Here is a 10,555-nt window from a genome sequence, read left to right as displayed (position 1 = left end):
AGCGGTATCGGCTATCCACATGGCAGACAAAAGTGTGCAATCTCGGCATATTCAGGATGGAACGATCCTAGCTGATCATATTCAAGAACGCAGTATCCGCACAACCCATTTGGAAGAGGAAGCAGTGAGCGGGGTCCATCTGCAAAATGGGTCCGTAACGAGTGCTAAATTGGCCGATGGCAGCGTTAACGGCAGCAAACTGAGTGAACAAAGCATTACATCCAACCACTTGAATGCGGGAATTGTAGGTCCGGCGCATTTGAGCCAAGAGATATGGAATGCGATTCGTCAGTTCAGTGGAGAAACGCTGGAACAGCTGGCAGCGATCAAAAGACAAGAGGCATTGCTTCAGGCAGACAGTGAGGCTGTACAGCCATCACAGCAGGCAATGGTCGTACCACTGACGGGGGCCGGTCTGGAGGGAACACAAATTCACCAGACATCGAATCAGGAGCTGGGGGAACAACAAGAGCAGGCATCCCAAACGGACCAGCTTGAAGAACCATTGGCAGCTGCCTCATTGACGACAGAGGAGCCAGCTCAGGTTCAGGAGCCACAGCTTGAACTGTTACAGGAGAATGTTGGAACTACGGAGTTTAAATTGAGTGAACAATCGGTTACGCAGGAACATCTGTGTGATGAAGCAGTGGGCAGCAGTCAGTTGCAATCCGGAGCCGTTCAGGCCAAACATCTGGCATTCCAGCCTGTACGGAGTGTCAGCCGTCAGCCTGTGGTACAGCAGTTCGGTATGGAGGCCTTTATATTGCCTGAGGATGAAGAATGTGTGGAAGTATCGGTGGCCTTTGAAGAGTCGTTTATATCGGAACACTATGTGATTGTAGCCATGTGTAATGATCGGGGATTCCAGGTGTCGCTCCTCTCCCAGAGTGAAGATGAAGCCGTACTGGAAGTGTCACGTACTGCAGGCTCCACATACACGTACGGATTGTTGTCATGGATTGCCGCCGGGCCTTCCGTGTAAGAGTGCGGGATCATGTGCCTTCATCTTCAACACAACTGTGGACGAATGATTTCACATGTTTAAATAGACAAAAGCGGTTCCCGGATTTGTCCGGGACACCGCTTTTTTTCATATTATAAGCTTGCTCCGTTCGGACGATGAGGGGTGCCTGAACGATTCAATATGAGTTCAACAACAAATGGATTCTTACAGACCTACAGCTTGATAAGCTTTGGTAATTGCAGTAACCTCAGCGGAAGTCGCGCCGTACAGATCTTTGGCTGCCTGGATGGTGGCTGTTTTTGCCGCAGCAAATTTGGATGTTGGTGTCAGATAGTTCACGAGTGTGCTATAGAAGATTTGAATGGCTTTATCGCGTCCAATTCCAGTTACAGTGACACCGTTGTGCGTGCCGCCTTGAACTGCAAGATAGTACGCTTTGTTGATGATACCGCTGTTGGTATGAACGCCACCGTTGTCAGCTGTTCCGGTATAACGGTCACTGTATTTGTCAGGTTGTCCATACAATGTAGGGTTGGACAGGGAACGCAGTGCATCGCCTGGAATGTTAGGTGTGTAAATGTCATCACCGATCAACCAGTTTTTGTTCTGGATGGTGTTGCCGAAGATATCTGCGAAGGCTTCGTTCAATGCGCCCGGTTCATTGCGATACTCTAGATTGGCTGTATTCTCAATGACACCGTGAGTCAATTCATGGCCAACTACGTCCAGATCACCGGACAGGGAAGTGAAGGTTGTACCGTCTCCGTCACCAAATACAATCTGTACCCCGTTCCAGAATGCGTTATTGTAGTTGGAGCCGTAATGTACCGTGGATTTGATCAGCAAACCGTTGCCATCCAGACCGTTACGGTTGAACTTGTTTTTGTAAAAATCATACGTGGCAGCAGCATAGGCATGGGCATCTACTCCTGCACGATCGGTCCATACATTATCGGAATCCGTCAGGAGTGTACCTGGAATGGTGGAGCGATTGCTTGCGGTGTAGGTTTCAATCCCTTTGCCGCGAGTGGTATCTTTCAGTTGGAAGGTACTGCCGGATTGGGTGGTTGTAAGGGTTTTGGTATCACCAAGGACACCTGTACCTGTACCAGTTGCGAAGTTGATGAGGTCATATTGAGATACGATGCTGCCGTCAACGGCATTCACGAAATATTTGGTACGCAATGGAGCTGGTTCAAGCACATTGACTTCGGTAATGTAAACAAGATAGGTTTGGTTGTCCTCTTCATTGTGGTAAATGTTCAACTCGGCTTCAGGAGTTTTCTGTGGTTCGCCAAGCTCTCCGACGCGGGAAGTGGCTTCTTCCGATGCAATCTTGATCGCATCTTCTGCGCTGATTTCAGCGACACCGTCATTAGGGATAGCTTGTTCTTCAACCGGTGGGAGATCTCCAAGTGCGGATGAAACCTGGCCTGTTTTGTCTAAGTGGATCGTTTGCTCGGCACCGTAAACTGGAATTCCTTTAATGTACTGTTTCAGGCGGAAGTGTCGTACACCAGAGGTGTCCGTAGTTCTTTTAATAATTTTGAGTTGGGATTTCACGTCGGAATTCAGGAATTGTTCCTGTTGTCCAAGGAAATTGAAGATCGTTTCGTCAGAGCCGCTGTTCAACTGGATACCCTCCTCAGAGGCATAAGGGGCCTGCAATGGAATGGACTGATCAGACAATGGAGCTGCAGCAGCAGAAGATACGGAAGCGAGCAAAAGAGCTCCTCCAAGAATTGTTGGCATAACTTTAGCAAATTTCATAGTAAACTCTCCCATTCTCAATATGATTTTTTTGGAAAATACATGATTATGCCAATCTCGGTTGGAGTTCCGTCTGCAACTTGGGCAGCGCGGAGTGTGGGGCTGAATCTGAAACGTGGAATATGACAAAGAAACGATAAGGAACAAATTCGGCAGAGCCTGTAAGCCTATGGTTAGGCGTGTCAAAGGAGTACCGTTTATCCGGTTCAGCCATGAGTCTTAATCGTTCATTGTGGTTCCTCTTTCAGAAGCCAGGGGTCTTGTCCACTTGCGAAGCAGAAGATGTTCTTACGGAGCCGGGGTGTTCGTTCCGGGTTCACATAATAAAACCTGAATTACGTATTGAACGGCATCACTCCTCTCAAGGTACATGCACCAAACAAAAAACAGTCTCCCGGATCATCCTGCGAGCATAATTAACCCAAGGTCAATTAATAGGAATAAAAAAGGATTTTAAAGGAACGTGTGTTCCTTGTTAGGATTTTTTTGTCAATCCACTGCTTGCAACGTATGTTATCACAATGTAAATGTTTGGAAAAGATGCAATTTTAAATTTTTCTTAAAATTGTGTCTGAAGTAGGGGAGCTGTAGCAGATTTCAAATAGTTTGACGAATTTTGTCTAAATAAATGGATTGACTAAGCTTGCTGGCAGACAGAACCTGCTCGGTTCAAGGACATACGCCGTTTCCACTGCTCCATGAATACATAGAATAACGTGTACTCCCTTTGCATGCCGATGATGTACACCCGGGAGGTGACTGTGTTGCAAAAACGCGGCAATACCGCTTTTGTTGCAGCCAAATCGAATCTGGCACAAAAAAAAGCGCAATTAAAGAAACGTCGTTTGAAATCAGCTTACAAAAAGGGTACAAAGGCCTATAAATACGTGATTCCACCCTTGGAACAAACGGAATTGCCAGCATTCGGAGCTGAGCATGCGATGAGAGAGACGCTTGCACAGGATTCGACGAACTCGCATAAACCACTGCTTTCGGTCATTATACCTGCCATGAATGAAGCGAGAACCATTGGTGCAGTCGTCCGTCAGGCGCTGCGTATATGCCGTGATGCTGAAGTGCTTGTTATTGTGAATGGTTCAACGGACGGGACGGCAGCAGCGGCAAAAAGGGCAGGGGCACAGGTGCTTCGTTATACCGAAGCTTTGGGACATGATGGAGGAAGAAGAATCGGTGCAGCGGCAGCTCGTGGCAGGGTGCTGTTGTTCACGGATGCAGACATACCAATTTCTGCAGAACATCTCGCGCCTTATGTGCGAGCGATTCTGGACGGGACGGATGTGGCCCTTAATGATTACAACGGGCCGGTGACGCGTATCTCTGTTCACCCTGTGGTAGAGGCCAAACATGCGCTGAACAGCATGCTCGCCAGACCTGATCTGCAAGGGGCTTCCATGACTGCCATTCCGCATGCATTAAATCGCAGGGCACTTGATGTGATTGGTACGGATACACTGGAGACTCCACCGTTGGCACATGCAAAGGCGGTTACCAGCGGGTTGAAGGTGCGTGCTGTTCATCATGTGCCTGTAGGAAAAATGAATGCAGTTCGAGTCAAGAAACGAAGCGGACCTGACCCGCTCAGTCAAGTGGTATGGAATGATCATCTAACAGCGATCAAGTGGATAACCGATACGCTTGGTCCCCGCGGAGGACATTCTGATCTGCAGCGTGTTCGTAGCCTGACGAGGTGAGCATGTTGCATAAATCAAGAAAGAAACTTCGTCAAAAGATGCAACATGCTGGAGGTGAGGAAATGAAGGAGCGTTCAGGGGGCGTCCGTCGTCAACGGACAGCAGGCAGACGAACAACAAGGAACAGAACGAGAACCATGGGCAGGAAGAGCCTGACTAAATCGCCGCTAAAGAGTTCAGCAGCGAGCAGGTCGACAACGAACAGGTCCGTATTGCATGATGCATTCAGCGCAGGGCAACGTGCAGGACGCAAGGCGCTGGAAAAGGAGCAATCGATTGAACAACATGCACGTTCGACATGGCAGGAGCATGAGGCTGTGATCTCAGCGGAGCTAAGGAGCTATTCTGCCGCAATGCAGGCAGGAAAAGCATTCATGCAGGGTTATGCTCATGCTGCGGGACGTTCATTGAATATCATACCACTTGCCCTTAATAAACCTGCCGCTGCGGTCGTCTGTGCCTGTAATGAGGAACTTACGCTGGGGCAAGTGCTCGTACAACTGAAACGGTTACCGCTGACGGATATCGTTGTGGTATTGAATGGAACAACGGACAACAGTCTAACACAGGTGCTTGAACAGCCTGGTATCACGCTGGTATATGAACCTGATCGGGCGGGACATGATGTAGGCCGTGCATTGGGGGCCAAGATGACGGAGGCGGAGACCCTTCTCTTTGTGGATGGGGATATGGTCGTGCCGGCAGAGCAACTCGCCCCGTTTCTGTATGCAGTCGACCGTGGGGATGATGTCGCACTGAATAATCTTTCATCCCTTTTGCCTCCATTCGCCCGTCAGGATGAAGTGAGCCGGATCAAAGCATATCTCAACCGCGTGCTGAACCGTTCGGATCTGGGTTCCAATTCGTTGACGGCCGTACCTCATGCCCTCTCACGCAGGATGATTCAGATTGTAAAGCCAGAGGCGCTGGCCGTTCCTCCCAAGGCACAAAGTCTAGCCATTCAGCATGGATTAAAAGTGACTGCGCCCAGTCAGGTGGATGTCATTCGTTCCAATCGTCTGCGTTCCACCAATATGGGCAGCGGCAACGAAGTCGCCCGATTGATCATCGGCGACCATCTGGAGGCGATTGCAACCTGGCTGGATATGGGCGGCAATACGTCACAAGCCCGGTCCATATCCCGTGCTGAAGTGGCCAATAGGAGGAATGCCAGATGACACTGACGAGTATTATTATTCCGACGTACAACGGGCTGGACCTGCTGAAGCCATGTATCGATGCCATTCGAAAATATACCGATCCTCATACGTCATATGAAATTATCGTTGTGGATAATGGTTCTGTTGACGGAACGGCAGCGTATTGTGCCCGGGAACGAATTCGTTTTGTCCGATTACCGGATAATCGGGGGTTCCCTGCAGCTTGCAATGCCGGACTCCGTGCAGCATGTGGTGATGAGCTGTTGCTGCTGAATAATGATGTTACAGTTACATCCCGTTGGCTCGACAATCTGCGTGCAGCCCTCTACAGTGATGCAAACATTGGCATTACAGGACCGATGACCAACTATGCAAGTGGCATCCAGCAGGTGGAACTGGAGTTTAGGGACATGGCACATTTTCAGGAACTGGCTGCTGCCAACAATATAGTCGATGCTTCCAGGTGGAAGGAAGTCAGACGGATTGTCGGTTTATGCATGCTCATGCGGCGAAGTGTGATGGAGGACATTGGTGTGCTTGACGAAGCTTATTCACCAGGACACTATGAAGATGACGATTATTGTTACAGGGCCTGCCAGAAAGGGTATCGTTTGCTGGTATGCGGGGATGTGCTCGTACATCATCGCGGCAGCGCGAGTTTCCTGAAGACCGATCCTGTGGCATGGAAACAGTTGCTTGAGCGCAATCGATCCATTTTTATCAACAAATGGCATGTCGATCCCCTTAAATATATTGAGACATCCGATGAAGGAGGGATAGTGGAATGAAAGGTGTAATTCTTGCTGGCGGAACCGGAACACGACTGTATCCTCTGACCCGGCTAATTAACAAGCATCTGATTCCAGTCGGCAAGCATCCGATGATTATGTATGGCATCGACAGACTCCGCCAGGCAGGCATAGAAGAAATATTGATTGTCATCAACAAACATTCCGCTGGGTTATACACGGAGTATTTGGGTGGTGGAGCAGATCATGGCGTCAAACTCACGTATCGGATTCAGGAGAAGGCAGGTGGAATTGCTGAAGCATTGGATCTGGCGACATCCTCTATCCTTCCTGGAGAAAAATTCGTTGTGCTGTTGGGTGACAATCTGTTTAGCGATGATTTGAAGCCTTATGTGGATCGTTATTTGCAACAGCCTGCTGGTACGGCTCGTGTTTTGCTTAAAAAAGTGGACGATGCACGGCGGTATGGGGTGCCGGTGTTTGATCCACAGCATCCGGAACGAATCTCATACATTGAGGAAAAACCGAGTGATCCCAAGACCTCTTATTGTGTTACTGGCATATATATGTATGATGACCATGTATTCAACCTTATTCAGAACATTGCACCTTCTGCACGCGGCGAACTCGAAATTACGGACGTGAACAATCATTATGCAGCGGCTGGAGGACTGGAATACGATATTTTGCAAAAATATTGGAGTGATGCTGGGACGTTCCAATCGCTTCAGGAAGCAGCCATCCGCATGAAGGGCCAACTGCCCTAAAATATATGCGCCTGATGTTGCCGCTGTGAGAGGTCCCTTGAGAGCAGAACAACCTGCGCCGGAGCTGGAAGAATGCTCCGGCGCTTTGTGCAGCGGCGGCACTCCTCGTGCATGCCAAGGGAGGGAATGCCGTGAGAGCAGCAAAACGCAGCAACTTGAGTAGGAAAAAAACATTGGGCAGTCATGCCGTCTTTTGGAACGAAGCTGTGGGAGTGCAGCCCAAAGCGAGCTTAGGCCGCGAGTCTTTAAACGAAGGTACGAGGCTGAGAAGTGTGGAACACGCAGGAACAGAAGGCAAGCACCATGCAGAGCAGAAAGCCAAAGCCAGCGGACGTATCGGTGCAAGACGTGGTGGGAGCGCAGGAGCAAGAGCCAAAATGGGAGCAAAAACAGGCGAAGGGCGGGGCAGCGCAGGTGCGCGAGCGAAAGCAGGCGAGCGTACAGGCATGAGCCGTGGCAGCAAAGGGGCGCGAGCCAAAGCTGGCAAGCGCGCAGCTGCAGGCCGCGGGCATGCTGCGCCGCGCAGCGGGCGGGCCGCAGGCGCCCGCGCCAAACCGCGCACGGCTGCGCAGCGTGCGCCCAGGCCAGCACCGCAAGCCAGCACGCCACAGGCGTTGCCTGCCAGCGGTGCTGGCCCCGCCCCGCAGCAAGCGACACACCGCCACGGTGGTGTCGCGCCCGCGGGGCGGGAAAGCGCTGCCGCGCATGCTGGCAGCGCAAGGGCATCGGCGCCTGCGCAGCCGGCAGCAGCGCCCGAGAGCGGCTACGCCGAGGGCTTCCGCGACGGCGTGTTCGCGGGCGGGGAGGCGCTGGTGGCGCAGCACATCCCGCCCGATCATATTCTGCCAGCCGTGGCGGCGGCAGATCTGATCGAGGCGGGATTCCGCCAATACGCGCCGACCCTGACCCGGCTGGCTAGCCCTCATGAGATGGCTGGCCACATCCAGGGGGCGCTGGATGCGCAGCGCCCCCTGTCCGTCGTTCGCCTCGGAGATGGCGAACTGCTGACCCTTGCAGCCGATACGGTGCTGCCAGGCGAGCAAGTGCAGGAGCTGGCACCGTTTCTGCCTTATGCAGGGGTGCCACGCTCCACCCCGGACATCCGCGCTGAGCTCGCGGAGGCCATTCGCGGCGCCGATTGGGTAGGTGTCCCCATCTCGCGTGCGCCCACCTTTCAGGGGCTGTTATTTCCAGTATTTTGGCATTTCGGCATTGACTGGTCCCGTCTGAAACTGACCAGTTCCACGATTAACTACAGCCTGCATCATTCGGGTCTATTGTTGCCTGTGCTGCAGGGACGCCGGGTGCTGCTGATTGGAAGCCGAGCTGCTGAGCTCGGGGCGTTGTTGAACGGTCACGGAATTCATGTGACAGGCATCATAGGTGCAGTGGAGGGGGTTGCGGATATCCCGAGAGTGATGCAGCAGACTGCGGAGCATTCGTTCGATATCGCTCTTGTAGCGGCAGGAATTCCAGCCGTCATTCTGTGCCGCCGAATCGCTGGTGAGCTGGGGAGGGTTGCCATAGATTTTGGACATTTAGCTGACAAATTGGTTACTGGAGAGCTTCAACTCTAATGGACGGTCTGGTGCGACGTTCATCGTAACGTGCATTGGGATGCGGGGAAATGGAGGAAGCAACATGAGCACATCAGGCAGACGTTCAAAACAGCGGAAAGCATCGTCATCTGAAACCGTTGTTTTGCACTCAGCTCGAAGTCGTAGTGGAAGGAAAATTAGGCGCCAAGGCTCAGGTAAACGGGCAGCCAAGAACGCAAAACTGTATAAGCAGGGCTACCATAGAGGTTATGATGAGGGAGTGCGACAGGGGGAAAGCTCATTCGGGCTGGTATTCGAAGGGGTAAGCATTATTATTCCGACGTACAACCAGCGCGAATATGTCCTGCAATGTGTGTCCAGTATTGAAAAGCATACACCTGCGCCCTTTGAAATTATTGTTGTGGATAACGCGTCCAAGGATGGCACGGCGGAAGCCATGCTTCGCAAAGGTGGCATGGTAAGGGTCGCTGCACTGGATAAGAATCGTGGTTTTGCCGGTGGTGTTAATCATGGACTGATGATGGCGAGAGGTCGACACATTGTCGTACTGAACAATGATACACTGGTCACCCCGGGCTGGCTGGATAACATGATGACCTATCTTGGCAGTCATCCCGAGATGGGAGTCGTGGGTCCGGTTACGAATTACATCGGCGGAGATCAGCAGATTGAAGTCCCGTACAGTGAAGTGGAGGACATGTGGTCTTTTGCTGCCCGACATAATCGCCCGGATGCCACGAAACATCGGGAGACCGAAAGGCTGGTCGGGTTTTGCTGGCTGTTCTCACGGGAATTGCTGGAGCGGGTAGGTTACCTTGATGAAGGTTACGCCGTGGGCAATTTTGAAGATGACGATTGGATCATTCGGGTGAAACTGGCGGGATACAGGCTGGGGGTAGCCGGGGATGCCTTCATACATCACTACGGAAGTGTAAGCATGAAGGCGTTGGGAGAAGAGGATTATGTAGTCGTGAATAAGGATAACGAACAGTTTTATACACAAAAATGGGGAGATCCCCATGCGCTGGTTGCCGATACTTCCCGGCTCTCGCTGCATGCCAAGGTATCGACCAGTCAGCAGGAGAACACGCCCCCTCTTGGCAAAGAGGACTCCCCTGACCTGCGACAGCGCATTTCCACCAAGGGCAGCAGCGATGTAATGCATAAGCTGAGACGCAGTACGGATTTTTATCCGGAGGGCTGTTTCATCTCTGATATCAAGGGCGATGTTTACAAACTGATGCGTGGACACCGACGCAAGCTGAACATTCCCGTTCCACGCGGTATTTCTCCCGTTCTGGTAGCCAAACCGGATCTGCTCGGCGTACCCGCAGGTGAGTCACTGGTATCGGTAGGTGAGGTACAGGGCTGGCCTCTGGAAAGAAGTCATGTTCATGCTCAACCCGTTCAGAGCAACCGGGATGCGCTGGAGGAAGGCATGATTGTTGCCGCGACGAATGAGCGGGATATATGGTACCAGATTAGTGGCAGTAAACGCAGGAGGTTTGTAACCCCTTATGCTGCGGAACGATGGGGCGTGAAATCCGGGCATATCGTTCATGTATCCGCGAACCAATTGCGTATGATCGAAGAAGGCTGGCCCATTATAGCTCCTCCCCAGCTCTTGAACGAAGATTTGTAATGACGGGGTTCGGCTGCCTTGTATATTGGCACGACAGCATGATGCGGATTGTGATGTACAGCGTATCATAACGCTATACATCTTTCCGCATCCGAACTTTACATATATCACGTTTATGAAATGTAACGATATAGGGTGATTAGCGAATTACTTTTACACGAGCAGTTTAATAAACTCCAAGTGCCACTTCCAAACAAGTCTTTAACATGATTACCGACACGTTCAAGGATTA

8 protein-coding genes are annotated in these 10,555 nt (G+C 51.4%); 7 read left to right on the top strand and 1 reads right to left on the bottom strand.

All coding sequences use genetic code 11. The features are described 5' to 3' along the window. On the top strand, positions 1-982 hold a 982-nt coding region (locus tag AMS66_RS24065; protein ID WP_201782220.1), incomplete at its 5' end, for a WIAG-tail domain. Positions 983-1,168: 186 nt separating this feature from the next. Here the strand turns inward: AMS66_RS24065 and AMS66_RS24060 are convergent. Further along, positions 1,169-2,734 carry a M4 family metallopeptidase gene (locus tag AMS66_RS24060; protein ID WP_053783199.1) on the bottom strand — a complete coding sequence of 522 codons (1,566 nt, stop codon included), beginning with the start codon at positions 2,732-2,734 and terminating at the stop codon, positions 1,169-1,171. A 761-nt stretch (positions 2,735-3,495) separates the two neighbouring features. On the opposite strand from AMS66_RS24060, the gene AMS66_RS24055 reads away from it, so the two are divergent. The 6 genes from AMS66_RS24055 (at position 3,496) to AMS66_RS24030 (ending at position 10,323) form a co-directional block, all read left to right on the top strand. Next, entirely contained in the window at positions 3,496-4,446 is a 951-nt protein-coding gene (locus tag AMS66_RS24055) for a glycosyltransferase family 2 protein (RefSeq protein ID WP_236703599.1), read from the top strand. Between the two features lie 62 nt (positions 4,447-4,508). Next, the gene (locus AMS66_RS24050) at positions 4,509-5,624 is read left to right on the top strand and encodes a glycosyltransferase family A protein (protein ID WP_236703598.1); all 1,116 of its coding nucleotides are present in this window, start codon (positions 4,509-4,511) and stop codon (positions 5,622-5,624) included. Next, complete coding sequence (locus AMS66_RS24045) at positions 5,621-6,394, top strand: glycosyltransferase family 2 protein (protein WP_053783197.1); 774 nt, start codon at positions 5,621-5,623, stop codon at positions 6,392-6,394. Before AMS66_RS24050 ends, AMS66_RS24045 begins: the two co-directional genes overlap by 4 nt. After that, the gene (locus AMS66_RS24040) at positions 6,391-7,122 is read left to right on the top strand and encodes a sugar phosphate nucleotidyltransferase (RefSeq protein WP_053783196.1); all 732 of its coding nucleotides are present in this window, start codon (positions 6,391-6,393) and stop codon (positions 7,120-7,122) included. The genes AMS66_RS24045 and AMS66_RS24040 overlap by 4 nt, the downstream gene beginning before the upstream one ends. Positions 7,123-7,934: 812 nt before the next feature. Continuing rightward, complete coding sequence (locus tag AMS66_RS24035) at positions 7,935-8,699, top strand: GT-D fold domain-containing protein (protein WP_236703597.1); 765 nt, start codon at positions 7,935-7,937, stop codon at positions 8,697-8,699. A 64-nt stretch (positions 8,700-8,763) separates the two neighbouring features. Continuing rightward, positions 8,764-10,323: a glycosyltransferase family 2 protein gene (locus AMS66_RS24030; RefSeq protein WP_053783195.1), complete on the top strand. Its 1,560-nt coding sequence runs from the start codon at positions 8,764-8,766 to the stop codon at positions 10,321-10,323. Positions 10,324-10,555: the final 232 nt, after the last annotated feature.

The sequence above is a fragment of the Paenibacillus xylanivorans genome (assembly GCF_001280595.1).
Lineage (GTDB): Bacteria > Bacillota > Bacilli > Paenibacillales > Paenibacillaceae > Paenibacillus > Paenibacillus xylanivorans.
Note: the sequence above shows the minus strand (reverse complement) of the source record. Positions and strands in the feature narration are given on the sequence as shown.